This is a genomic window from Desulfosarcina variabilis str. Montpellier (assembly GCF_048565275.1).
GTDB classification, from domain to species: Bacteria; Desulfobacterota; Desulfobacteria; order Desulfobacterales; family Desulfosarcinaceae; genus Desulfosarcina; species Desulfosarcina variabilis.
In genome coordinates this window covers 4,809,969-4,835,081 of sequence record NZ_CP159846.1, presented here as the reverse complement: position 1 = coordinate 4,835,081, position 25,113 = coordinate 4,809,969, and the positions used below count along the sequence as shown (strand labels likewise).

The following is a 25,113-nucleotide window of genomic DNA, read 5'->3' as shown; positions in this document are numbered from 1 at the left end:
TCAATTAAAATTCATCCGCCAGCAGAAAAACAGATCCCCACGGCAAAAAGGCCATTGGGGAATCATCGGTTCCAGATGCGAATAACAGGTACGCCCAGAATTACAAAAGCGGACGGACCCTACCATATTTATGCTACTTTGATAAAAACTATTTTACCATTTGCCTAAAATGCTGCTACCAGCTTGGACGCGATCACCAACCGTAACGTGGATCTTTGTTTCCTGGGGCAGGTAAATGTCTAATCTGGAGCCAAAACAAATCATACCGAATCGCTGACCGCGATTGATTGAATCACCGGCCTGAACGGCACAAATGATTCGACGGGCAATCAATCCGGCAATTTGAACACATCCGAGACGTTTTCCGGATGGGCTTTCGAGGAGCAAGGCGTTGTGTTCATTTTCTGCAGAAGCCTTATCCAGATTAGCAGAAAAAAATTTCCCTGGGAAATAGTTCACCTCACGAATGGTTCCCTCATGGGGCGCTCTGTTAACGTGGACATTGAAGATGGACATAAATACACTGATACGCGTGCAGGCCCCTTCAAAATACGGTGTCGTATCGATTTTTTCGACTTTGATGACTTTACCGTCAGCCGGTGAAACAATAATATCGTCACCACTTGGAATGAGGCGATCCGGGTCCCTGAAGAAATAGCAGATAAAAGCGGTAACAAAAAGGCCCAATACCGCCAAAGACCCAATATCCAACAATGCAAATACGGCGGTGGTGAAGGTCGATGCAAATATGAATGGATATCCGGCCCTTGCTATTGGAAATGCGCTTTGACTAGGCGGATCAGACCACTTCAACTGCGTCATTCGGTGCTCCCCGGCTGCGATAGCTCCCCGTTTATTTCTTTTCCAACCCTTTTAAAGGGTTATCTATAACCAATGCCGGCATTCATGTCAACAAGTACCCGATATCTGAATCTGGGCATCTGATTTTCGAATGTATTCCGGCTCCAGGCTATCGATGGAATCCACCTCCTTGCGCGCTAGCCGTTTCAGGGCCAGGATTCCGACGGATGCACCACGAATAATATGCTGTGAACTATCGGCAAACCGTATCGAAGGACATCGGGTTTCAAATAATGATCGGTAAAGCAGTGCACCAGAGCCCACCAACAAAGCATCCTTGGGCAATACGTCCGCCACTTTTTCGGGGGTAGCCAATGAAACCGGATACGCCATTTCCAGTCCATTCTTGCCGCTTTTAAACTGGGCCCAGTAAACCTCTTGCCGGCGTGCATCGATCATGGCGACCACAGGGCGATGATCCCGGGTGAAAGGAAAAGCAAGCGCTGCCAAACTACTCACACCGACGATCGCCGCCCGGGTCGGCATGCCCAACCCCTTGACTGTACTGATACCAATACGCAGACCGGTAAATGTCCCCGGACCGCGGGTAACACCAATGGCGTCCACATCCGAGGGGCGACACCCACATCGATCAAGAATCTGCACGATCATCGGCATAAGATTTACAGAATGGGTTTTCCCCGCGGTAAAAATGATTTCCGCCAGCAATCGTTCATCATCCAGCAAGGCCACACTGCAACTCATGGTAGAGGTATCAATGGCCAAAAGCTTCATGATTTTTTTCTAATGGCGGCTTTTTTTTTGGCCTTGGGCGCCTTTTTAGGCGGAGCCGGTTCCAGGGCAATGTCGATCACCTGATCCATGTTTTTCACAGGAATGAATGTAATCTTTCTTTTTACATTGCGTGGGATCTCGACCAGATCAGGTTTGTTTTTTTCAGGAATGATGACCGTCGTGATGCCGGCCCGCAGCGCACCCAACGCTTTTTCTTTCAGGCCACCGATAGGCAGCACACGTCCTCTGAGCGTGATTTCCCCGGTCATGGCCACATCCTTGTTAACGGCTCTTCCAGTCAGCGCAGAAATCAAGGCCGTTGCCATGGCGATACCTGCCGAGGGGCCATCTTTGGGAATCGCCCCCGCCGGCACATGAATGTGAATGTCCCGGTTTTCGAAAATTTCGTCCTTGACACCGAACTCGCCGATATTGAATCTGGCATAGCTCATCGCGGCTCTGGCGGATTCCTGCATCACTTCCCCAAGTTGCCCGGTAAGTATCATTTCCCCTTTGCCATTGATGATTGACGCTTCTACGTACAGAACTTCCCCGCCGACTTGCGTCCAGGCCAGACCCGTGGAAAGTCCCACCTGGCTTTCCTCCTTATCCAGTTCAGGATAGTATTTGGGTGGTCCCAAATATTTTTCCAAACTCTGGCGTGTCACCTGAAACGGCCCTTTTTCGCCTTCAGCAATTCGCCGTGCGATCTTACGGCATAACGATCCCAGCTCTCGCTCGAGGTTACGCAGTCCGGCTTCGCAAGTGTATTCACGAATCACCTGCAAAACAGCCCCCTCGCTGAAACGGATCTGGCGTGGCTTGATTCCGTTTTCTTTTACCTGCCTGGGGACCAAGTGGGTTTGGGCGATTATTTTTTTCTCTTCCTCGGTATAGCCGGAAAGGTTAATCACCTCCATCCGGTCAAGCAATGCGGACGGAATGGTATCCGAAATATTGGCGGTCAGGATAAACATCACCTTGGATAAATCAAAACTTAAATTTAGATAATGGTCGCTGAATTCTCCATTTTGCTCTGGATCCAATGCTTCCAGCAGCGCAGACGACGGATCGCCTCGAAAATCAGCCCCCAGTTTATCAATTTCATCCATCATAAATACCGGATTGTTGGATCCGGCTTGTTTCAACCCCTGGATAATCCTGCCGGGAAGCGCGCCAATGTAAGTCCGCCGGTGTCCACGAATTTCTGCCTCATCCCTGATGCCGCCCAGTGAGATGCGAACAAATTTTCTTTTCATGGCGTTGGCGATGGCTCTTCCAAGCGACGTTTTGCCCACGCCCGGCGGACCCACGAAACAAAGGATGGGCCCCTTGGTATCGGGGTTGAGTTTGCGAACGCTCAGGTATTCCAAAATGCGGTCCTTGATTTTTTCCAGGCCGTAATGGTCGGCATCCAGAACCGCTTTGGCCTTTTTCATGTCAATGACGTCGGTCGTCGATTTTTTCCAGGGCAGTTCCACCATCCAATCCAGATAGGTGCGCACAACCGATGCTTCCGCTGAATCGGGATGCATCTGCTCTAACCGGCGCAACTGCTTTTCGGCCTCCGCCTTGGCCTCCTGGGGCATCCGGGCACGTTTGATTTTGGCTTTATACTCTTCGATTTCCTGGGTTCGCTCATCAAGCTCCCCCAATTCCCGATGAATGGCCCGCACCTGCTCCCTTAAAAAATAGTCTTTCTGGCTTTTCGAGATTTCATCTTTCACTTCACTTTGAATCTTGGCTTGCATGGCCGACAATTCAACTTCCCGAAAAAGCAGGTCGTTGACCTTTTTCAGGCGCTGGATCGGATCGATGATCTCGATGATCGTCTGGGCTTCATCTATTTTCAGCCTGAGGTTGGAAGCCACCAAGTCAGCCAATCGCCCCGGATCATCGATACTGGACAAGATAGACCCGACCTCGTTGGTATATTCCCCTCTCAAGGTCAATATCTTTTCGGAATATTCGCGGACATTGCGCATCAGCGCTTCGGCTTCCAGGTCGACAACCGATGACTCCGGTTCCTCGATAATTTCAATTTTAACCCGGAAAAGCGATCGTTTTCGTAAATATTTAGAAATCTTGGCCTTGGCAATGCCCTGAACCAGCGCCTTGACACGGCCATCGGGCAATTTCAACATCCTCAAAATTCGACTGACGGTCCCGATCCGATAGATCTCTTCTGCCTTCGGATTTTCGATATTCGGGTCGACTTGTGTGGCCACAAACAAATATCGATCCTTGCCAATCGCCTCCTCAATTGCATTGACAGACTTTTCACGACCAACAAAAAGCGGCAGAAGCATGTCAGTAAAAATCACCACATCCCTGACCGGCATCATCGGTAGTGTGGTTGGTATGTTGGTTTCAGGATCTTCCTCTTCGATTATACTAATCAGATCGTCCTTATCTGTTTCACCCATCATCACTCCTGGAAATATCGATACCCACGGTTATGTGCGACGCCAATAGCCACCGCACACCAAAGCGTCGCTTATAATAAGACCGAATTTTTCTTTGACAATGCCCCATCTGTTCTTTTAAGTAGCTATTAATCAATGCATAATTTGGCAATGCCCATATAAACCGACAACACTTTGTATCAATGCCGTTAGCATTCACAACCCATTTGGGTCAACCCGACCAATAGAAAAAAACGATAACCACTATGACGTCATCCCTTCCACTAAATGTATTGGCATTTATTTTCGGTGCTTGTATCGGCAGTTTTTTAAATGTTTGCATTTATCGCATACCGGCTGCGGTGTCCATCGTCCATCCAGGATCAAGCTGTCCCCATTGTAAGACAATGATTTCTTTTTATGACAACATTCCCATTGTCAGCTACCTCGTGCTGATGGGAAAATGTCGCCATTGCAAGGCGCCGATTGCCCTTCGCTATCCCTTTGTTGAGTTCCTAACCGGAATTCTCGCGGTGGCCTGCATGGTGGCTTTTGGCCCGACCCTGCATGGGGTGCTGAATTTTTTCTTCATCGCCACCTTGATTGTGGTAACCTTCATTGACCTTGACCACAGAATTATTCCGGATGTCATTACCCTGCCTGGAATTCCCGTTTTTTTTCTCTTTTCCTTTGCCATCCCTACAATCAGCTGGCTTGACAGCATCATTGGCATCCTGGTTGGCGGCGGCTGTCTTTTTAGCGTGGCCTGGATTTATCACGCAATTACCGGAAGAGACGGCATGGGCGGTGGAGATATCAAGCTGCTGGCCATGATGGGCGCCGTCATGGGTTGGGAAGGGATCCTGTTCACCATTTTTGCGGCATCGGCTGTTGGCACGGTGGTCGGTTTGGCGACAATGATCAAGTCGTCCAAAGGCATGCGGCTGGCGATTCCCTTTGGCCCTTTTTTGGCATTGGGCGGAATCCTCTATCTATTTTTTGGTACAGCCATTATCCGTTGGTACATCCACCTGCTTAGGTAGTGCCCATCCAGAAATGGCTAAATTATTTATTGAATGGAAAGCAGATAGGTGCGTAAATTGACCTTTTTGCCCTTTATGCCCAAACGCTCACGAATGGAATACCGGTACCCTTCAACAGTACGGGTCGAGATTCCCAGTAACCGGGCAATTTCCTGGGCTTTTTTGCCTTGCTTGACCATGGTGGCGACCTTGATTTCAGTGGGCGTGAACCCTAAATAATCATAGGAAAGCTTACGACTTAAAGGAGAAACGATCTCTTCAAGATTGGATTCTAATATTTCAAGGTAAGCTTTTTGTCTGGCGTCCATACCAAGCCGCTTCATTTTGATTAAATAGGGCCGAATCAATGATTTAACATTGTTTAGCACCTTTTCTTCAAGGGCCTTGCGGTCCTCATCGCGTTTTTTTAAAAGCACTTTGAGTGCGGTATTGACTTCAGACAGATTGTCGGTTCGTGTTTCCAGCTCACGCTCTTTTGCCACCAAGGCCTCATTGCTTTTCATCTGGTCGGTGGCATCAAAAAAGACCCCATTGATATATCTGTCCTTTTCCCCTTGTATGCAGGTAGCGATGACTTGTAACCAGCGCCACTGGGAAAGATTCGGATGAAAAAACCGAAAACGATGATTGAATGTTAAGGTGGTAAGGCCATTGACGTAAGCCTGGCGCAGTACCTGGCGGTCATCCGGATGGACCTGAAACCAACGCTGCAACGGTTGGAGAAAATTGATGCCGGCGATATCATAAGCCGATGGGCTGACAAAAATCACTTTTACGTCTCTGGAACGCTGGTTGATCAACTGCAGTCTGAAGACCGCAAAATTCAAGGTGGTATCCATCAGCAATTGCTGGCTGACACGGCTTTTAGCAAGATCTTTTTGAATCTCACGTTCGCGGGTGATATCCCGCCCGCAGCCAACCGTACCCACAATTTTCCCCTTTTCATCCAAAAGCGGCGCCTTGTGGACATCCAATACCAAATACTGACCGCGAACCAATCCATCCTCGACGAATCGCATGGCCTTTTTTTTGGTTTTCACAATATCATCTGAATTTTCACATACTTCACCAAAAGTGTGGCGTTGACCATTTGATCGCTCAAGTTCAGCAAAATAGACATCGTTCTTTCCCACTACAGCACCGGTGCTTTTGCACATCAACAATCTGGAACATAGGGCCCGATTGGCAAACAGGTAGCGGTTATTCATATCTTTGGCCCAGATCATATCCGGTGCGTTATCGGCGATACGGCGGGTCAGTTTGTAAAGTGTATCGTATTCCGCCTGTTTTTTTTCTACCAATTCCAACAATTTCTTTTTTTCTTCTTCAAGTCTTAGCATATTCTCTATTAAGACATCCCGCGATGTTTTTTTTTCTGCACCCATATCGTCCCTGATCAGCAGGTTGTGAGGCATTGTTCTTAACCGTGGGTCTTTTTTGGGCATTAGAGCCTGTTTGATAAATCCGTCTAAGGCCCGCTAACGGCATTGGAAAGTGACTCAAAATGCTCACATATTACATATATGCTCCGCTTTCGAGTCACTTTCCGCCTTGTTATCGGGCCTGATCCATAATTCTCAAACAGGCTCTTAGGGAACCCTAAGTTAAACAAAAATCCAAGAAAAAATGATAACAATTTATGCAATTCCGATAAAATCAAAATTCATTTTAGCCTGAAATTTCTCTACCCGTTTGAAGATTTCTTTTAGCATGGTCTGTTCAATTCGAGTCAGTTTTTTGGGATTGATATAGTTATCGGGCCGATGATTGTCGTCCATGATTGCCGTGATTTGCCTGACGAAACGCAGCTGCATGAGAAAACTATAGGCTTTTTCCAGCTCTTCGTATTCCTGCTGGGAGATGATCTTTCGAATGCGAAGTTGGTTCAAGCGTTCCAGTGTGTTGGTCTCGGCAATGGAATTTTTCAAGGCATACACCCGCGCGAAATCAACAATGGGTGTCATGGCACTTTTCACATCAAATGCGTTGCGATGCCGTCCTTTTGATTCAACCACAAAATTGCGGAAGAAACCGATTGGGGGTTTAAAATGAAGCGCATTTTCAGTCAAATGTCTAAAAAAACCAGACCATCCTTTAAGGGAACCAAACAAATGACGACGTAGTTGATCAATCAAGGATGCATCGCCAAATCCGTGGCGAAAATCAAAAAAAATACTCGCCTGCAGCAAATCCTCGGCTTCTGCAGCATGGATCCAATCGCTAAAATAAGCCTTCCATTTGGATAGCGGTTGGCACCATTTGGGATTTTTGGCCATTACCCCACCGGTGCAAAAATCATAGCCCGCCTGATTTAAAAAATCGCAGGCCATTTCGCCAAATGTTAAAAAATAAGTGTTGACCGCCGTGGCAACATCCGTTTGGGGGTCCTCGTAGACAATGGCATTATCCTGATCGGTCTTTAGCGTCTGTTCCTGGCGTCCTTCACTTCCCATAATCATGAATACGAATGGTACCGGCGGCGGACCCATCTCATCCAGAGTCATGGACATCAGCTTGTTTAGTATCGTATCGGACACCGTCGTGATAAAACGAGTCACATTTTTTGCCGTGGCGCCGCTATGGATCAAACTCCGTACCAGCCCGGGTAATTTTTCATGCTTTTCAACAATCTGATGCATATCCGGCGCCATCTGGATTTCGCGCAACAAAAATAATGGCGATTGCCCCTGGTAGGCCAATATGTCTTTATTGGACAACATGCCAATGACATTATCGTTGGCATCAATAACCCCCACATGCTGGAAATCCGCTTCCATCATGGTCATCATGGCTTCGAATACCAGGGCTTTGTCGGATACGCTGCGCAGGGGTGCAGACATGATCGTGGAAACCGGTTTATCAATGGGATAGCCCCTTGCAATGACCTTGCGGGCAAAGTCCTTTTCGGTAACGATCCCTACTTGGCGTGATCCTGATGTACGGATAAAGGCATAGCTGCTTTTTTGGCGTGCCATGGCGCTGGCGGTATCCCGAATGGACATCTCGGCGTCACAAAATACCGGATCCCGTGAGTAAATTTGGGATAGCGGCTGATTGAAAAACTGCAGGCTGTCATCTTTTGGGTGAAGGGTTTTGGCGATTATCGCCGCATAGGATCGGCTTAGCATCCGCTTTCCGAACGTATCGGAAAAAAAATCCGAAAATGCACTGTACTTATTGCAAAGGTTTAAAAACCACTCACTGGGAAGCAGACAAAAAGTGGAGTCTTCAACCACTTCCATGGTGCGCACGGAGATACCGCCATTGAGCAGTATGGAAATACCGCCATAAAGATCCCCTTCGGATAACATTCCCCGCATGGTTTTTTCGCCATTTTCTTCAAAATACCGTTCTGCGGCACCTTTTTGCAGGATATACAAGTATCCAAGCCTTGTCCTGCCTTGTACAAACAAAACCGCTCCCTTGGGAAACGATGCGCGTGACAGTTGTTTTGCTGTTCGTTCAATCTCGTCTTCCGGCAAAAAGGTGAATGGATCGATACCGGATAAAAACAGACGGGCTTGGCCGGTTCGGGTAATCTCGTCTAAGTGTTCGTCGAAAATATTATGGCTGAAATTATCCAGAAAATATTCATAAAAGGACTTGTTCCTGGCACACACATCCATAATGATCGTACTAGGAATGGAGATCGCGTCCACATCCGTATCCACCTTTGTCGTCCGTAGCGACAGGCCGGCGTTGAGCATGACCGATATTCCGCCGAACACTTCTTCTTTTTTGATGTATCCGGTCAGCTCCTGGCGTTTATGGTGTTCCTGATACAGTGACAGCTGACCTTTCATAATCACGAGGACATTTTCTATCTTTGTTTTTCCCTGGACGGAAACCGAATGCCCTTTCGGCAGGTGCACCAGTGTTGCACCAGCGACCACTAAATCCAATTCGTCTTTGGTGAGAAATGAGAAATGGGGCATTGTCGACAGGAAACGGGATATGCCTTGTTCCATTGGGTCTTCCTTGTAGAAACCACCAACGTGTTACGGGGAGGACTCTAAATCACGTCCGAACGGTGAATAAGACGGCCTTGATCGCCGTTCAACGGCAAAGCGATTAAACCATCATCCCCATGCAATGTCAACGTTGGGATCAACGCACCCCAGGGCAGCTGCATTTGGAATTTCTTTTCTATTATTAAGGAAGCCAACCAGAAAAAAGAGGGAATTATATCAGCTGGTGAAGCCCTATCGAAAAATTTAAAGAACTAAAAGGATAGTGTGTTTTTGTTGCCGTCTGACAAAGAAGACGGCAACAAAAACCAATTTCAAAGCGAATGAACGGTACTAATGATCCCTTTACAGCAACTCGGCCATTTTGCTGGCCACGGTTTTGAACGCTTCGCTGACCGGAGAGTCGCTGTGCTCTTTTTGGTAGGAAACACCCGCATCGCCGCAAACCACCATCTGCTGATCAAAAGGTATTTTCCCAAGAAAAGGGATTCCCGAAGCAATGGCTGTTTTTTCTCCGCCGCCGGAACCAAAAAGATCGATAACCGTCTGACAGTGGGGGCAGGCAAATCCGCTCATGTTTTCGATCAAGCCGAATATTTCCATTTTGACAACTTTGCAAAAGTTGATCGATTTTCTGACATCAGCCAAAGAGACCTCCTGGGGAGTGGTCACAATAATCGCTTTGGCATCATTGATGGTTTGAGCGACGGTCAAGGGCTCGTCTCCGGTTCCTGGAGGCGCGTCAATCAGCAAAAAATCAAGATCCCCCCATTCCACATCGGCGATAAATTGCTGGATCGCCGAGTACTTGACCGGACCGCGCCATATGATGGCATCGTCCTTGGTCGGCGTCAGTGATTCAATGGAAACCGCACTCAGATTATCTGAATACGGCATGGGACGAAGTTTGCGATTGTTGTTAAGATCCAGCATTCCGGATAAACCAAGCATTCTGGGAACATCAGGGCCATGCAGGTCAACATCCATGATGCCCACCTTGTGTCCCAGGCTGGCCAGGGCCAAAGAAAGATTGACAGATGTGCTGGTTTTTCCCACACCGCCTTTGCCACTCATGATGATGAATTTATGCTTGATACGCCCGAGTACATCTTTGAGCGCGTTCTCCCTTTCGGCCTGGGGGTTGGCCTGTTTTTTTGCATCATCCATACTACCTTGAATCTGTACCATCGTTTTCCTCCAAATCAGGCCGAGTCTTCAACTTCCGTCATTCATGGCACTGTCCCACAAAGGATCCTTGTGGCGGTGTGGTATTTTTTATCCATCCAAAAAACGGTAAAAATCATCCTGTCCGCAAGCAGGGCAGACTCCAGGCCGACCCGTTCCCAGTGGTTCATCCCACTGATGCTGGCATTTTCGGCATGAAAACCGGCGTGTTTCCTCTATCATTTTATAATTGCCACCATCAACTTTGATGGCCTTCCCATTGATTAGTGCATCGGCAACCGTCTGCCTTGCCTTGTGGAGTATCCGACCAAAGGTCGCCCGCGAAACGCCCATACATTGACCGGAATCCTCGTGCGATAACCCATCCAAATCTGCCAACCTGAGCGCTTCCCGTTCATCTACAGTAAGATGTACTTCGCTAAGGTCAACCATGGGAATTCCCCTTGGTTTGAAATAGCTTATTTTAGGATTAAATGCCACGAGTCGATCTTTTCTGGGTCTGCCCATGAGCCCTCCATTATAGCATATGCTCGTTAAAGAGCTGTTATTCTTTCCGCCTTAGAATGTCAAGTCAATTTATCATCTGCGGAGATTACCATTTTGTCGTTCAGTCTTTCATCATGGATAATATCTGGTACTGAAATCGTGTAATTGAACCCTTTGGTCTTAAATGGCAGTCGCCATTAAAATTATTTTGGTGGCCGCTGCAAACGGTTACTCGGACCTGAGGGGTCCGCCGGTTCACTTTTCGGGTTGAGCTGGTTGTAATATTCACGGGCATCTTTGCTCAGTAGCCAAAGCGTGCCAACCAGCGTAAAGAGAACCACCATCACGCATAACGCCGTGGACAGCTTATTGGTGGGGACAATCAGAAGCCAGAACAGGTCATAGACAACAATAAACGTATTGCCGACGATAACCAGCGCCCGTGCCCATTTTTTTATCGAAAAAAGAAGCACACACAAACACAGACTGACCACCGCCATTTTCATGATGTTGTTGGAAGTCCCCTCAACCATCGCCCCCTCCCTAAAAAGGGAATAGGTAAAAAGGGGATGGCAACACCAAGCACCAACCAACATGAAAAAACTTTTCTTAAAACTTGCCGGCGCATTTTTAAAGCGAGAAAAATAATCATTCATAATCTGGATTGTCTCTCTATTGAGTTGGTGTGGTTTCCATAAGCCGGAAGCAGCCGTTAATCGCCGGATCCACTGACGATCAAAACCTGCCCCACATTGAGAACCGCCCCTTTGGGAAGCCTGTTCAGCGTTCTGAGTTCTTCTATCGATATATCATATTTCCGGCCAAGACTGTAAAGCGTATCGCCTTTGGCCACGGTATGGGTTTTGGTCGTCGTCTGCTTTTTGGCAGGCGTCCGGCGCCTTGCCAGTTCCTGTTGCTTGGCCTCTTTTTCCAACTTGCCCAGTTGCTCAATGGTTTCATTGGATTTTTTTTGCAGGGCGTCCAAGCTCATGGCAAGATGATCCATTCGCAAAGACGTGGACGCTTCAGCGCGATCGAAACGTGTTTTAAATGTTTCAAAAGATTTGGCCTGTTCCCAAATCCGCGTCACTTTTTCATCCACGCCGTCGACTTTCTGGAGCTTTTGTTCGAGCTGTTCGATTTTCTTTTCAAGATCGGCGATACGGGCCTGATCCGCTTGACCGTTGAGAACCGAACCGAGTTCCAGAATCAAAAAAATGACAACGGCGATGCCAAGCCCCCAAAAAATATAGCGCAGCGGTACACCCGATAATAAACCATTTCTTTTCGTTTGATTGTCTTTCAAGGATGGGTAGCCATCATCTTCGTAATACGCATGACTCTCTTCAGGATGGTCGCCGTTACTCTCACCACTATCCTTCCATTTCATTGCCATTCCTCCGCAAGCACCTATTGACGCTATCGTGAAATTTTAGAAAATGCCCAATGAATTTAAATCTCTATAAACCAAAAGGCCAATTGACTTCAACCCCCCATGTAGATTGTTTGACCTCATATTGACCTGATCGACCTTTTCCACTATTGTGCGCACAACAGTGTCTGCGCCAATGTCTTAATTATTATTATCCAATTTTACAGGGAACACCGATGGCCAACCATTCACATCGTTTCATCGAAGAATTCGACGGATTCATCGGCTTTGGCCTCAATGCCGAGTCCGACATGGATACTGTCATATACTACCTACAGAAATTTTCTGATGATCAACTGATGCAGCATTTACGCAAACGACTGACAAGCCAGGATCGCGAAGCCATATTTGATCTGATTTCCAGTCTTTTGAAAAAGCATCTCACAGAACCTGAATATCACCGATATTTTATGAAGGACGAGCATTGATCAAGCCGCTGCCAACCGCTTTTCGAACCGTTCGGAGACAACGATGCTTAAAGAAACACAACTTAAGCGCTACGCCGATGTCTTGATTTGGGGACTTCGCACAGCAAGAAGCAAACCGTTTAAAAAAGGTGACATCGTCCTGGTACGGTTCAACATCGATGCGATTCGATTGGCTGAAATCCTTGAAGCCCGATTGCTTGAAATGGGTATGAATCCCATTCGACGGATGAGCCCAACGCCTGAAATGGAAAAAAATTTTTTCCGTCTGGCCAACCGACTGCAGCTTGTCTTTGATCCACCGGGTGAGGAGGATCTGTACCGACATTTAAACGGGTCCATTTTTCTCCATGCGCCAGCCTCCATCACCCATCTTGGCACGATCGACCCGAAAAAAATCTCTCGATTTACCCTTTCCAAAAAATTTTTGCGGGATATTCTTGAAGATCGGGAACAAGCCGGCCTCTTCAGTTGGACCCTGTGTATGCTTCCAACCGCCGAACTGGCCCGCCATGCCGGGCTGTCCGATACCGAATACACTAAACAGATTGTCAACGCATGCTACCTCAACCGTAAAAATCCAGTGGATCAATGGAAATCGGTATTTAAAAACGCAGCCGCCATTAAACGCTGGCTCAACAGCCTGCAGGTCAACTATTTTCATATTGAATCCGAAAATATCGATCTTACCGTCACACCAGGTGAACAGAGGAAATGGATCGGCATTTCGGGACACAATATCCCCAGTTTTGAATTGTTTCTCTCACCCGACTGGCGTGGCACCAATGGCCATTATTTTGCTGACCAGCCGTCCTATCGCAGTGGGAACCTGGTCAAGGGTATCCGCCTGACATTCAGAAAAGGCACCGCTGTAGACGTTGCCGCTGACATGGGTGTCGATTTCGTGACCAAACAGATGAAAATGGACCGCGGTGCAGCGCGATTGGGTGAGTTTTCCCTGACCGATAAACGCTTTTCAAAGATCAATCAATATATGGCCAACACCCTGTTTGATGAAAATTACGGCGGGCGATGGGGAAATTGCCATATCGCCTTGGGTGCCAGCTATGCCGATACCTATGACGGAGATATTCAATCGCTTACCCGAGCCAAAAAGGTTCAGTTGGGGTTCAACGATTCAGCGCTGCACTGGGACCTGGTCAACACGGAGAAAAAGCGTGTGGTCGCCCACCTTACCCATGGCCGCCGGACAACGATTTATGAAAACGGTTGTTTTACGTATTAACACGATATGGTATTTATTCCAATCTAAAACCACTATATATATTAATTAGCTACCATCCAGAAAGCGTTTTGTTTGATACGTAGACACGCAAATAGCCCGGCAACAGGTTACCGGGCCGTCATCGTTTTAAAAATGAAATGGCGGGATCGGATCAGACTTTATACTTTCCAAAATCCTCGGGATCAAGCTTCTCAAGGTATTCAGCCCACTTTTTACCTTCCTCGCTGTCGTCAAGCGCTTCGCCGCTGTCTTTTCCCAGACGCGACTTTTCCATCACCCGGTCATCCACAAAAATCGGGGCTTTGAAACGCAATGCGAGCGCAATGGCGTCACTGGGGCGTGCGTCCATGGTAAACGAACGGTCATCGGCAGCAAAGTGGATTTCCGCAAAAAAAGTGTTGTCTCGAAGGTCACAAATATCAATACGATCGATCTGAATATTGAGCAGTTGCGTCAGATTTTTAAACAGGTCGTGGGTCATTGGCCGGTCAAATTGGATATTCTGCAAGGCCGATGCAATCGAGGTGGCCTCCAAAAGTCCGATCCAAATCGGCAAGGTTTCATCCCCTTCTTCTGTTTTGAGCAGAATAATGGGCGTATTTGAGGCTGGGTCCATGGCTAGTCCCGCGATGTTTACCTTATGCAGCAACGATTGTGTCTCCTTTACTGGATGGTTCACCGTTTGGTTCATTCAGCATGCGCCCCCACAGAGAGTGGGCATAAGCTCCTTCTATCATGATATCCACAAAAGCACCTGTCAACCATTGTTTCTTTTTCAGTAGTATATCTGGCGCCGTGAAATGGATGATATGGTTGGAGGAAGAGCGACCCGACCACCGGGTCTGGGGGGCGGTGGCCAATGCCTGCCCGGTATCAATGCTGCGACTGGGTCCTTCAACCAGCACGGTTTGAACCTTGCCAACCATTTTCTGGTGACGCTTTTCGGTAATCTGCCGTTGAACATCGAGCAGTGTCTGGAGCCGCTCTTTTTTGACAGCATCGCTGATTTTATTGGAAAAAGCGGTAGCCGGGGCTAAGGGCCGATCCGAATACATAAAAGCGAACAGACCATCGTAGCCAACTGTTTTGATCAGGTCCAACGTGGCCTGGAACTGGCGATCCGTTTCACCGGGAAAACCGACAATGAAATCCGAGGTAATGGAAATGCCCGGACACACCGTTCTCAGACGCTGAACTTTTTTCAGGTAATCGCGGCGGGTGTATCGGCGATTCATGCGCTTCAAAATCAAATCGTCGCCGGACTGTACGGGCAGATGAATATGATGGCACAGCTTTTCCAGAGAGCCAAAGGCCTGAATCAAGGCTTCGGACAGATCTTTGGGATGGGAAGTGGTAAAGCGGATACGACCCAATCCCTCAATTTCATTCACCCGCGCCAACAATTCAGCGAAACTGCACAATGCCTCCTTGTTTCCGTAACTGTTGACATTCTGACCCAAAAGGGTCACCTCCCGGATACCCTGCCCGACCAGCATACGAATCTCCTGGACAATCCGATCGGGATGGCGGCTGGCTTCCCGGCCCCGGACGTGGGGGACCACGCAGTAGGTGCAGTAGTTGTCACATCCACGCATAATGGTCACAAAGGCGGATATCTGCCCGGTGTCCAATGGTCCCACCACCACGGTATCATTCTCGATGGTATCGGAAAGGCGCACATCCACGATCCGACAGCGGGTGGATTCGATCCGACGGACCATCTCGGGCAGGCGAAAAATCGCATGCGTACCGAACACCAGATCCACATGGGGCATGCGTTTGACGATGGCCTGGCCTTCCTGCTGGGCCACACATCCCCCCACCGCCACAATCAGCGATGGGTTGGCGAGTTTTATCTTGGCCAGACGCCCCAGGGCGCTGAACGCCTTTTGTTCAGCTTTTTCGCGGATTGTGCAGGTGTTCACCACCACCATATCCGCCGTATCGATGTCTTGGGTAAGGCTGTACCCCAGCGGCGCCAAAACACCGGCAATCTGATTGGCATCATAGACGTTCATCTGGCATCCGATGGTACTGATGTGGAGCTTTTTTGTGTTCATTGCTAACTTTTTGATCCTTCGTTATGGTCAAATGGCCGGCCGATCAATGGCGACCACTTCAAATTCATGGCAAAATGCATCCAATACGCGTTGTATCACCGTCTCACATCCCGGGGCCATGGTCACCTGGACAATGGCCTGATGAGGTTCCAGTGTCGTCACCACGGCCATGTTGTCGTAGGCTTCAAGAATGAATTTGATGAAACTGATCTGTCTTCGGTTTACCCGGTAGTATTGCAGTGTTGATTTCATGCCACCTACCACTTGATTGCAGGCCCTGACAAGGCCCGAATCATCGATTCGGTCTTGTTCCTTTTTAATGGATAAGATATGCCCCTTGCATGGAAAAACAATGGCAGATTCTCAATCCTGATCCACGGATCGTCAAGTCCCTTTCCGGCCAACTCCAATGTGACCCGCTATTGGCAAGGCTTTTGGCCATTCGTAACATCACCTCTATATCCCAAGCCAAACGCTTCCTCAATCCCTCATTTGGACATCTGACGGCGCCATCCGCCATGGCTGATATCAAAATCGCCGTGCAGCGCATCAGCCAGGCCATTGACCATGGCGAAAAGATTCTGGTATTCGGGGATTATGATGCCGACGGGGTTACCGCCACCGCCGTGCTGGTGACCTTCCTGAGGCAGTGTGGTGCCCGGGTCAGCTACGCCATTCCCTACCGCATGACCGATGGGTACGGGATGGGGGTGGACTTTATCAACACCCAGGCAAAGCCGGCCGGCACCCGCCTGATCATTACCGCCGACTGTGGATCGAGCAGCAGCGCTGCGGTCTGCCAGGCACGCCAACTCGGCATCGACACAATCATCACGGACCACCATCGTGCAGACCCGTTCCCTCCGGACGCCCTTGCTGTGGTCAATCCAACCCGGCCCGACTGTCCGGCAGAGCTATCCCATCTGGCCGGTGTGGGCGTGGCCTATTACCTGATTATTGCCCTGCGGACCCACTTAAGGGAAAAGGGGTTCTGGAAAAACCGCCCACAGCCCAATCTGAAACAGTTGTGCGACCTGGTCGCCATCGGAACCGTTGCCGATGTCGTTCCCCTGGTCAAGGAAAACCGCACATTGACAACTGCGGGGATCGATCAGATCAACCGTGGCCAGCGCCCGGGCATCAAAGCGCTCATAAAAATGAGCAGTGCATCGCCCCAACCGGTTGATGCTGAGGCGATTGCCTTCAGACTGGCACCGCGCATCAATGCTGCTGGCCGTCTGGTTCATGCACGCATGGCCTGCGAACTATTGCTTACCGACAATAACAAAAGAGCCGAGCGCCTGGCATCCGTGCTGTGCAGACTCAACAACCGGCGCCAGTCCATGGAATCCGAGCTTTTGGAATCCATCCTCGAGCGCATCCACCAGACCGTTCCACCAACCGGGCCATCGGCACTGGTGGTGGACGGCGATGGCTGGCACGAGGGCATTTTGGGAATTGTGGCCGCACGGCTGATACGGCAGTTCCATTGTCCTGCGGTGGTCATCAGCACTCGTAACGGGATTGGCAAGGGGTCCGCCCGCAGTGTCGCCCCCATTGATTTAACCTTGGCGCTTGATCGTTGTGCGGACTTGCTGGATCGCTTCGGCGGCCACCCATTAGCTGCAGGGCTGGTCCTTCCTACAGCCAACATCGATGATTTTCGGGTTCGCCTGGAAACCGCCGTTAAGCAGTTGACCGCAGGCACACCACCCAGCCCCACGCTTCACATTGATGCCCCCCTGCCGCTTTCCCAGCTGAGCCCGGCGTTGATGGAAAGTCTGGAGCGTCTGGGCCCCTTTGGTCAAGGCAACCCCGCTCCGCTTTTCATGGACACGGACGTGCGCGTCATGCATTGCAAAACAGTGGGTGGACGACACCGACAGATGGTCCTGCAAAGCGGTCAAGGCCGCCATGGGTCCGTTAATGCCATCCAGTTTAATGTGAACCATGATTTGTCAGCAGCGCCCAGTCATTTTGAGAAAATCGCCTTCCGTCCCCAGTGGAACTATTGGAATGGCCGTAAAACCCTGCAACTGGTGATTGAGGATACCCAGTCAACCGCCTGAGTTTTGAAGGAGGCATTTTGCACCCCCATCCGCAGTGGTTTCAAACCCCCTGATTTAAATCATCGGATTACTCTTTTTTGCTTGCATTGGTCCGGTCATCTTTCTATAAAGAGCCAGTGTATGTAGATGAACAATCCAATAACGACAGGTGATCGATCATGGCAAAAGTTTTCAGACCCAGCAACCGTGAATCCAGCATTCTATCCAAAATAGAATCATCAAAGGAACACGCCCGGCGGACCGCTATCAACACGGTCAGGGAAGATCCGGCCAAGTTCGCCAATCCCATTGCCATGAAACTGGTGGAAGAAAAACTGGTGGAAACAAACAGCAAGAACGCACTCGAGGAACAGATCCAGAATTGCCTGGAGACCCTGTGCCACGCGGATGAGTTTGACGTGGATTACATGATTGCGCCATTTCGTAATCTGGTCCAGCAGCCCAACGTGGTCAGTCTGTACTGTACGGCCTTCGTGATTGAGAAACTGATCGATCACAAATCGGTTGTGGATATCTATGGTTCAGACACGGATATTTACATGTGTATTCACAAGCAGGTCGCCAAGCTCCTGCCCTAACAAGGGGCCTTGATGGGATCACGTTTTTTACCCCGACTGGTCAACGGTCCCTTCGATGATCCGGCTCTTTTTGTCCCCTTCCGTTACCAAAACCGGGCGCTGCTTTTTGATGCGGGTGATATCAGCGCCTTGTCGGCTCGAGATATTCTCAAGATTTCCCACATTTTTATTACCCACACGCACATGGATCATTTCATTGGATTCGATCACGTGCTGCGTCTTTTGCTTGGCCGGGACAAGGACCTTTACGTTTTCGGCCCACAGGGCTTTTTGTCGAATATGGCCGGGAAACTAGCCGGTTATTGCTGGAATCTGGTGAAAAACTATCGCAACCGCTTTACCCTGCATGTGACCGAACTGCATCCCAATCACCGTTTATACGGCTGTTTCCCTTGCCACAAGGGTTTTTCAGCCCGCGGGGAAATCCGGCAGCAGCCGTTTGACGGGACCGTGGTGAGTGATCCGGAACTGATGGTACGGGCCGTTCATCTCGATCACGGCACACCGGTCTTGGCCTTTTCTCTGGAAGAACGCTTTCACGTCAACATTATCAAGGAAAGCCTGGATGCCATGGGGCTTTGCCCCGGCCCGTGGCTGACCCGCTTCAAGGCCCTGATTTACGATGGTGCCGATTCAGACACCGTGATCGACATTCCATCCGCAGCGGTGGGAAAACCGTTGATCCGCCTGCCTCTGGGAAAACTGCAATCCACCATTGCGCGCATCCGCCCCGGACAGCGCATCGCCTATATTGCCGATACGGCCGCAACGCCTGACAACATCCAAAAAATCATCGCCCTGGCAAGTGGTGCGGACATGTTGTTCGTAGAAGCCGCTTTTTCTCATTCAGATCACGAGATCGCCCTTGAAAAGCATCACCTCACCGCCCGCCAGGCCGGAGAACTGGCCCGTGCCTGCAAAGCGAGGCAGTATCACCTGTTTCACTACTCACCCCGCTATACGGATTGTCCGCAGCTGCTGGAAAATGAGGCTCAGGCCGCGTTTACCGGTCAGGAGAATGGTTCTTAAGAATTGACCCCAGCGTTGCAAAAGTCAGAGGACTTTCAGAGCCCATAACTGTTTTCGATATTTTCTCCATCTTTTTTATGCAAGCTGGGGATTGACTCGGTAGCGGTACCCGGCAAGTCCGGTGCCGAGAACGTTTCCTTTATCTCATACAATGAATCGCGTCTGGCCGGCGTAAAGCCAGCCCGCCGGATAATGGTAATCACATTATCCACGGTGGCCTGCCGGTCGTGCCCGGCCTCTTTGTGGACATGCTCTTCGACCAGTACGCCGCCAAAATCATCGGCACCGGCGAGAAGTCCCAATTGACCGGCCGAAATGTTTTCCGAAAACCAGGACGATTGAATATGCTCGAAATTGTCCAGCACCAGCCGCGCCACGGCAATAATCCGCACATAGCGGGCTGGATGGGCGGTTTGTTTTACATCCCGAGCAAGACGGGTCTGGCCGGGTTTGAAAGACCAGGGAATAAAGCTGGTAAAGCCGCCGGACCGATCCTGAAGGTCTCGCAGCCGAAGCAAATGCTCGATGATATCATCATCGGTTTCCACATGGCCGAACATCATGGTGGCCGTGGTTTTGAATCCCATCTGATGGGCGGTCTCGCACACCTGCAACCATTTTTCGCTGCTGGCCTTATGGGGAGCGATGATTTGCCTTACCCGTTCGTTAAGAATTTCCGCCCCGCCGCCGGGAATCGTTCGGATACCGGCATCCCATAGGGCGCTTAGCACGTCAAAAACGCGGCAACGCTCCTTTTCGGCCATAAAGGCGATCTCCGCCGGACTAAATGGATGCACATGCACGTCTGGACAGGTTTGCCCAATGGCTTGGATATAGGCCTTCCAATCATCCAACCCGACCTTGGGATGGTGGCCGCCTTGCAGCAGCACTGTGGTTGCCCCTTTGGCCGCGGCAGCCTTGACTTTACCGGCAATTTCCTGCGGGCTGAAAAGATACGCATCCGTATCCTCCGGCCGGCGACAAAACGCACAGAAACGGCATCCGGTCACACACACATTCGTATAATTGGGGTTGGTGTCGACCACAAAGGTTACCGGTCGGCTCCCAAACCGGCGAATGCGCGCTTCATGCGCCAGGTTCATCAACTCGCCCATGGGCGTATCAACGAGAAGTTCCAGAGCCTGCGCTTTGCTATAACGGTTCTCCATTATTTCATCATTCCATGTTGATAAACTCGTAAAAAGTCGCCGTTCGGATGGATTCGTAAAAAGCCCGAGATCAAGGCTTGCGAATCCTGAGGAATGAGGCGTACTTTTAGTACTCCGCAGTGACGAAGGATGAAGCGTAACGCCGATATCGGACTTTTTACGAATCCGTCATTGTTGAGGTTGAAAAAGCTCCCCTTGACCGACTCCTTCCATCTTTTCAATAAATAGCTGTTGGCCCTGTAGATCTTCCGCGTCAAGGCAACGCCGAATCACAGAAAAATAGCGCCTGGCCACATCTTCTGAAAGCCCCAACGTCTGTGCGCAAGGGGCAACTGCCCTTTCGACCAACGTGGATTCTTTTGCTTTAAATGTTTCCAGCCAGTTGTTAATCGCGGCTTTTATCGCAGGCGGCGCATCTTTTTTCACTACCCAACGGGCAAACACAAACGGCCGCCCGTTAAACTGCATCCACACTTGGGACAAATCCGTGACATACGCATATGGATCATCTGCTTGCAAGACCTGACCCCGTACAAGGGCGCGGTCACCAATCAGCAGTTCGCCATCGGCCGCCTGCCCCGCCTGCGCCAAATAGGGAAGACGATCAAATCCAAAAACCTGGCCCATCAACAGATAAAGCAATCGCACGCTAGAAGCCGTCTCGCTGGTCACCCGCAGGGTCCGCGGGGCATGCATGCCTTCAAAGGGATGGCGTGAGAAAAGCAGCACACTCATGCATGGCCCCTTGGCGGCAATGCCAAAGCGTCCCACGGTCTCCACGGTATCGCCCAGCATGGCCAGTCCGCCCACCGGCACTGCCGCGGCAACCACCTTCCCCGATCGCAGGGCATCAATGCTTTTTCTGGGCACCAGGGATACAAAATGACATCCTGGGGGCGGCCCCAGCTGGCGGTAGGGCGCCATATTGGTGTACGGAATCATGGCCACCGGAATACTCATGCGGCAGCACTCCGTGGGGCAAACGCACCATCGCGCTCCACCGGCATGAATCCGGCAACCCGGATGGTTTCCTCCATTTTTTCGCGAGCCAGGCCCACCGGTGTCGCCGCACCGGCCAAATGCGCAATTTTCTCCTCACTGATGGTGCCGTCCATATCATCGGCCCCCCAGCTCAATCCGGCCGCACCGGTTTCCAGACCGGTCATGGGCCAGTATGATTTCAAATGCGGGATATTGTCCAGCACCAGGCGTGAAATGGCCAGGACAGCCAGTGTTTCCAACGGGGTCGGGCCCTGCTCGATGAAATGGCCTTTGCCGGGCTGAAAAGGCAGCGGGATAAAACAAGTGAATCCACCGGATTGCTCCTGGGCGCGCCGCAATATCAACAGGTGCTGGATGCGCTCGCTCCAGGTATCACCGAAGCCAAAGAGCATGGTGGCATTGGTGGGAATGCCCTTGCCATGGGCCAACTGGTGAATGCGAACCCAATTTTCCGGGCTGGTCTTGTTTTTCCAGTGTTGCCGGTAAAGGCGCTCTGAGAAAATTTCGGCGCCGCCACCAGGCATGGCATCCATACCGGCCGCCTTGAGTTGATCGAGTACCGCTGATTCGGTCAAGCCGGCAGTTTTGGCAAAATAGTCGATCTCCACGGCGGTATAGGATTTGATGTGCAGATTCGCGTATCGGTTGCGCAACCCACGCACCAGCTCAAGATTGCGCTTGAACGGCCAGATCTGATTCAATCCCCCCACAATGTGCGCCTCGGTGGGGGACAGGCGGGCCACCTGTTCAAAAATCTCGTTTTCCTCCAGCACATAGGCATGGGGCGCGCGTTTTGAGGCGGCATAGTTGCAAAATGTACAACCACTGCCACAAATATTGGTGGGATTGATCTGGATATTGAACACATAGGTCGCCTTTCGGCCATAGCGCTGCTGGCGATTGGCCAGGGCAGCGGCGCCCAGTCGATGCAGCCGGTCAGGCGTGATCGATTCGGCCAGGCAAGCGGCCTGTTCATCGGACAAGTGTTCACATCGGGCGCCTTTTTCCAGCGCTTCATCAAAAAGAGAGCGATTCATGATAGTCGGTTCCTGTCGGGAAATGGCATTGGACGGGTCAATCCGGTAGGGTCAGGCAGCCATTGTTGCCAACGCACCGGCGATACCAGCCAAGGTGGAGATGGGGAAAAAACGCTTGGGTACGGGGATAGATGGAATATACATCATGGTCAACAAAATGGCCGTGATCGCCAGGGTGATCCAGGCCAGGATCCCGCCCCCCACACTTTTGACCACGATAACCAGGATGCCCCAAGCGAGAAAATGCACAGCCGCCGCCACCCACAAGGCACCATCGGCCCCCAGTCTGGCAGGCAGGCTGTGGATCTGGTTCGTCCGATCACTGTCGATATCCATCAGGGCGTAGATAATATCCGCTCCACTGAGCCAGCAAAAAACAAAGCCGGAAAAAAGGATCACCGCCGGAGAAAACCAGGGATTCCCGGCAGCCGCGACATAGGCGCCAAGCGGTGCCAAGGCCAGACAAAGGCCGATTCCAAAATGGCAAAGCGGGGTAAACCGCTTGAGCAGCGAGTAGCCAAGCAGCGGGACCAGCGGAATCGGTGCCAGCATCAGGCACCACCCACCGAGCCACCAGCAGGACAGCAGATAAACCGTCAATCCACTGCCGGCGATGGTCATGGCCATGCTCAGGGTCATTTTTCCGGACGGCAGTTCACGCGCCGCCGTACGCGGATTCATGCGGTCAATATGCCGGTCAAAGACCCGGTTCATGGCCATGCCGAAAATCCGCGCACCAACGGCAGCCACCAGAATCAAAAGCATCACGCGAATGGAGGGGAATCGCCCCCCTGCCCCCAACCAGGCACCAGTGAAAATCAAGGGCAGGCTGAAGGCGGTGTGCTCGATTTTTGTAAAATTTAAAACATTTTTTATTGTTGATGTTGATTCGCAGCTCATTTTTCTTTGCTATCGTTTTTATTGCTTGCATTTATAATGTTCTATCCAAACCGCATTGTCCTTATTTCTTCCATCAGGGCACTGGCAATCCGGGTTGCCACCCAATCGATATTTTCGGCCACGGCCCGACGGCCATGGTCATCGGCAGTATCGCTGATGCCCTTGATCATGGCGCAAGCGCTGTCCAGGCTGCTGGCCACGCGAGCCACGGCAGCGCCCTCCATATCGGCCAGATCGCCGAGCGTCGCCAGCCGTGATCGCCAGCCGGCATCGAATACCGGCCGATCACAGGTCACCAGACGGGCCTTTGGGAAACGCGCAAACCATTTTCCACCACAGGCAACGGGCGTCTCAGGCTTGCCCATACGATCACAATCCCCTTCAACGGCGTGAGTGATACGAAAAAGATCGCCCACCTGCCAGGATGGCTCTGCACGCAGGCGTCCACACAATCCAGCACTGATCAGCATGGTTGCCTGCCGGCCCATGACCAAATAGCTGGCGGCCATGGCCGCCGACACCTTGCCCATCCCACTGATGATCACCAGGCAGGACGTCGACTGTCCAGGTTGGATCCGGTAAAGTGGAAAAGGGCGCTGGGACATGGCCACAGCTTTGGATCGATCCAATAGCGCTTTGGCTTCCCGATGGGTGGCAAATACAATGCCGACCATCAAAGCAGGCCTGCCTGTCGGGCCATACGGTCCAGGGTCTCAATCGCCTGCATCCCCGCCTGCGGGATGGCCAGGCTGAAATCATTTACAAACGTCTGAATATGGGCCGTTAGCACGGCGGCGTCCATTTCCTGTGCATGCTGCCGCACGTAAGGCAACGTTTTTTCCGGGTGCGTCCTGGCGTATTCGATGCTGGCACGGATGGTCTCATCGATTTTTTCGATCAACGGGTTTCCGAGCTGCCTGTCAGCGACAATACCGCCCAAGGGAATCGGCAAGCCTGTTTTTTCCTCCCACCAGGCCCCCAAGTCCACCACAGGTTTAAAGCCTGCCGATTCAAAAGTAAAGCGACTTTCATGAATGATCACCCCGCAATCCGCTTGATTCGATGCTAACCTATCGAAAATACGGTCATAGGTGGTGAAACTAACCGTTGCGCCGACCGGTGCCCAAAGCTGAAACAAAAGACTGGCCGTGGTCCAGCGGCCCGGCAGTACCACCCGGCAACGGGAAATATCGTCGCGTGTCATCGCCTGCCGGGCAACCAGTATGGGCCCGCAGCCAAATCCCATGGCCGCGCCACTGCTGAGCAGTCGATAGCGCTTTTTTATCTTGAGATACGCGTAGAAGGAAACCTTGCTGATGTCGAGCACAGCATCCATGGATAGCCGGTTGAGGGTTTGAACATCGTGGAGCACCGGTGTCAAGCGGTATCCAGGGATGGACACCGCCTGGTGGGCAATGGCATTGAACATGAACGTGTCATTGGGACAAGGAGAATAGCCGAGGGTCAGTTGTCTATCCACAGG

At 50.8% G+C, this 25,113-nt stretch carries 24 protein-coding genes; 6 read left to right on the top strand and 18 right to left on the bottom strand.

Features of this window, described 5'->3' with window-relative positions; translation table 11 throughout:
* Positions 1-153: 153 nt before the first annotated feature.
* The 3 genes from Dvar_RS21800 to lon form a co-directional block, all read right to left on the bottom strand.
* Positions 154-822: a phosphatidylserine decarboxylase family protein gene (locus tag Dvar_RS21800; protein ID WP_419655230.1), complete on the bottom strand. Its 669-nt coding sequence runs from the start codon at positions 820-822 to the stop codon at positions 154-156.
* A gap of 87 nt (positions 823-909) precedes the next feature.
* The gene (gene tsaB / locus Dvar_RS21795; RefSeq protein ID WP_419655229.1) at positions 910-1,596 is read right to left on the bottom strand and encodes a tRNA (adenosine(37)-N6)-threonylcarbamoyltransferase complex dimerization subunit type 1 TsaB; all 687 of its coding nucleotides are present in this window, start codon (positions 1,594-1,596) and stop codon (positions 910-912) included.
* Entirely contained in the window at positions 1,593-4,022 is a 2,430-nt protein-coding gene (lon, locus tag Dvar_RS21790) for an endopeptidase La (RefSeq protein WP_419664145.1), read from the bottom strand. The genes tsaB and lon overlap by 4 nt, the downstream gene beginning before the upstream one ends.
* Positions 4,023-4,267: 245 nt before the next feature.
* On the opposite strand from lon, the gene Dvar_RS21785 reads away from it, so the two are divergent.
* Positions 4,268-5,044 carry a prepilin peptidase gene (locus tag Dvar_RS21785; protein WP_419655228.1) on the top strand — a complete coding sequence of 259 codons (777 nt, stop codon included), beginning with the start codon at positions 4,268-4,270 and terminating at the stop codon, positions 5,042-5,044.
* Between the two features lie 26 nt (positions 5,045-5,070).
* On the opposite strand, the gene Dvar_RS21780 is transcribed toward Dvar_RS21785, so the two are convergent.
* The 6 genes from Dvar_RS21780 to Dvar_RS21755 form a co-directional block, all read right to left on the bottom strand.
* Positions 5,071-6,459 carry a LuxR C-terminal-related transcriptional regulator gene (locus tag Dvar_RS21780; protein ID WP_419655227.1) on the bottom strand — a complete coding sequence of 463 codons (1,389 nt, stop codon included), beginning with the start codon at positions 6,457-6,459 and terminating at the stop codon, positions 5,071-5,073.
* 222 nt (positions 6,460-6,681) lie between these two features.
* Positions 6,682-9,012 carry a DUF294 nucleotidyltransferase-like domain-containing protein gene (locus Dvar_RS21775; protein ID WP_419655226.1) on the bottom strand — a complete coding sequence of 777 codons (2,331 nt, stop codon included), beginning with the start codon at positions 9,010-9,012 and terminating at the stop codon, positions 6,682-6,684.
* A gap of 345 nt (positions 9,013-9,357) precedes the next feature.
* Positions 9,358-10,200 (bottom strand): P-loop NTPase, encoded by an 843-nt coding sequence (locus tag Dvar_RS21770; protein ID WP_419655225.1) that lies wholly within the window; start codon positions 10,198-10,200, stop codon positions 9,358-9,360.
* Positions 10,201-10,287: 87 nt separating this feature from the next.
* Positions 10,288-10,704 (bottom strand): DUF134 domain-containing protein, encoded by a 417-nt coding sequence (locus Dvar_RS21765; protein ID WP_419655224.1) that lies wholly within the window; start codon positions 10,702-10,704, stop codon positions 10,288-10,290.
* A gap of 182 nt (positions 10,705-10,886) precedes the next feature.
* The gene (locus tag Dvar_RS21760; RefSeq protein ID WP_419655223.1) at positions 10,887-11,339 is read right to left on the bottom strand and encodes a hypothetical protein; all 453 of its coding nucleotides are present in this window, start codon (positions 11,337-11,339) and stop codon (positions 10,887-10,889) included.
* Between the two features lie 56 nt (positions 11,340-11,395).
* The gene (locus tag Dvar_RS21755) at positions 11,396-12,073 is read right to left on the bottom strand and encodes a LysM peptidoglycan-binding domain-containing protein (protein ID WP_419655222.1); all 678 of its coding nucleotides are present in this window, start codon (positions 12,071-12,073) and stop codon (positions 11,396-11,398) included.
* Positions 12,074-12,291: 218 nt separating this feature from the next.
* On the opposite strand from Dvar_RS21755, the gene Dvar_RS21750 reads away from it, so the two are divergent.
* Together Dvar_RS21750 and Dvar_RS21745 are read left to right on the top strand one after the other, a co-directional pair.
* The gene (locus Dvar_RS21750; RefSeq protein WP_419655221.1) at positions 12,292-12,543 is read left to right on the top strand and encodes a cytoplasmic protein; all 252 of its coding nucleotides are present in this window, start codon (positions 12,292-12,294) and stop codon (positions 12,541-12,543) included.
* 43 nt (positions 12,544-12,586) lie between these two features.
* On the top strand, positions 12,587-13,786 hold the full coding sequence (locus Dvar_RS21745) for an aminopeptidase (RefSeq protein WP_419655220.1): 1,200 nt from the start codon (positions 12,587-12,589) through the stop codon (positions 13,784-13,786).
* A 151-nt stretch (positions 13,787-13,937) separates the two neighbouring features.
* On the opposite strand, the gene Dvar_RS21740 is transcribed toward Dvar_RS21745, so the two are convergent.
* The 3 genes from Dvar_RS21740 to Dvar_RS21730 are packed head-to-tail and all read right to left on the bottom strand — an operon-like array spanning position 13,938 to position 16,098.
* Entirely contained in the window at positions 13,938-14,402 is a 465-nt protein-coding gene (locus Dvar_RS21740) for a bifunctional nuclease family protein (RefSeq protein WP_419655219.1), read from the bottom strand.
* A gap of 22 nt (positions 14,403-14,424) precedes the next feature.
* On the bottom strand, positions 14,425-15,846 hold the full coding sequence (miaB, locus tag Dvar_RS21735) for a tRNA (N6-isopentenyl adenosine(37)-C2)-methylthiotransferase MiaB (RefSeq protein ID WP_419664049.1): 1,422 nt from the start codon (positions 15,844-15,846) through the stop codon (positions 14,425-14,427).
* 27 nt (positions 15,847-15,873) lie between these two features.
* Positions 15,874-16,098 (bottom strand): DUF4911 domain-containing protein, encoded by a 225-nt coding sequence (locus tag Dvar_RS21730; RefSeq protein ID WP_419664048.1) that lies wholly within the window; start codon positions 16,096-16,098, stop codon positions 15,874-15,876.
* Between the two features lie 89 nt (positions 16,099-16,187).
* On the opposite strand from Dvar_RS21730, the gene recJ reads away from it, so the two are divergent.
* From recJ to Dvar_RS21715, 3 genes are all read left to right on the top strand, one after another.
* A complete protein-coding gene (recJ, locus tag Dvar_RS21725; RefSeq protein ID WP_419664047.1) occupies positions 16,188-17,915 on the top strand; it encodes a single-stranded-DNA-specific exonuclease RecJ in 1,728 nt (575 codons plus the stop codon).
* 158 nt (positions 17,916-18,073) lie between these two features.
* On the top strand, positions 18,074-18,493 hold the full coding sequence (locus tag Dvar_RS21720) for a hypothetical protein (protein WP_419664046.1): 420 nt from the start codon (positions 18,074-18,076) through the stop codon (positions 18,491-18,493).
* A gap of 12 nt (positions 18,494-18,505) precedes the next feature.
* The gene (locus tag Dvar_RS21715) at positions 18,506-19,522 is read left to right on the top strand and encodes a ribonuclease Z (protein ID WP_419664045.1); all 1,017 of its coding nucleotides are present in this window, start codon (positions 18,506-18,508) and stop codon (positions 19,520-19,522) included.
* 35 nt (positions 19,523-19,557) lie between these two features.
* Here Dvar_RS21715 and mqnC read toward each other — a convergent pair whose 3' ends face one another.
* From mqnC to Dvar_RS21685, 6 genes are all read right to left on the bottom strand, one after another.
* Entirely contained in the window at positions 19,558-20,691 is a 1,134-nt protein-coding gene (gene mqnC, locus Dvar_RS21710) for a cyclic dehypoxanthinyl futalosine synthase (RefSeq protein ID WP_419664044.1), read from the bottom strand.
* Positions 20,692-20,859: 168 nt separating this feature from the next.
* Positions 20,860-21,651: a menaquinone biosynthesis protein gene (locus tag Dvar_RS21705; protein ID WP_419664043.1), complete on the bottom strand. Its 792-nt coding sequence runs from the start codon at positions 21,649-21,651 to the stop codon at positions 20,860-20,862.
* Complete coding sequence (locus Dvar_RS21700) at positions 21,648-22,730, bottom strand: radical SAM protein (RefSeq protein ID WP_419664042.1); 1,083 nt, start codon at positions 22,728-22,730, stop codon at positions 21,648-21,650. The genes Dvar_RS21705 and Dvar_RS21700 overlap by 4 nt, the downstream gene beginning before the upstream one ends.
* 51 nt (positions 22,731-22,781) lie before the next feature.
* Positions 22,782-23,630, bottom strand: coding sequence for a UbiA-like polyprenyltransferase (locus Dvar_RS21695; protein ID WP_419664041.1), 849 nt, complete (start codon positions 23,628-23,630; stop codon positions 22,782-22,784).
* A 41-nt stretch (positions 23,631-23,671) separates the two neighbouring features.
* The gene (locus tag Dvar_RS21690; RefSeq protein WP_419664040.1) at positions 23,672-24,304 is read right to left on the bottom strand and encodes a hypothetical protein; all 633 of its coding nucleotides are present in this window, start codon (positions 24,302-24,304) and stop codon (positions 23,672-23,674) included.
* Positions 24,304-25,110 carry a 1,4-dihydroxy-6-naphthoate synthase gene (locus Dvar_RS21685; RefSeq protein WP_419664039.1) on the bottom strand — a complete coding sequence of 269 codons (807 nt, stop codon included), beginning with the start codon at positions 25,108-25,110 and terminating at the stop codon, positions 24,304-24,306. The genes Dvar_RS21690 and Dvar_RS21685 overlap by 1 nt, the downstream gene beginning before the upstream one ends.
* Positions 25,111-25,113 lie beyond the last annotated feature (3 nt).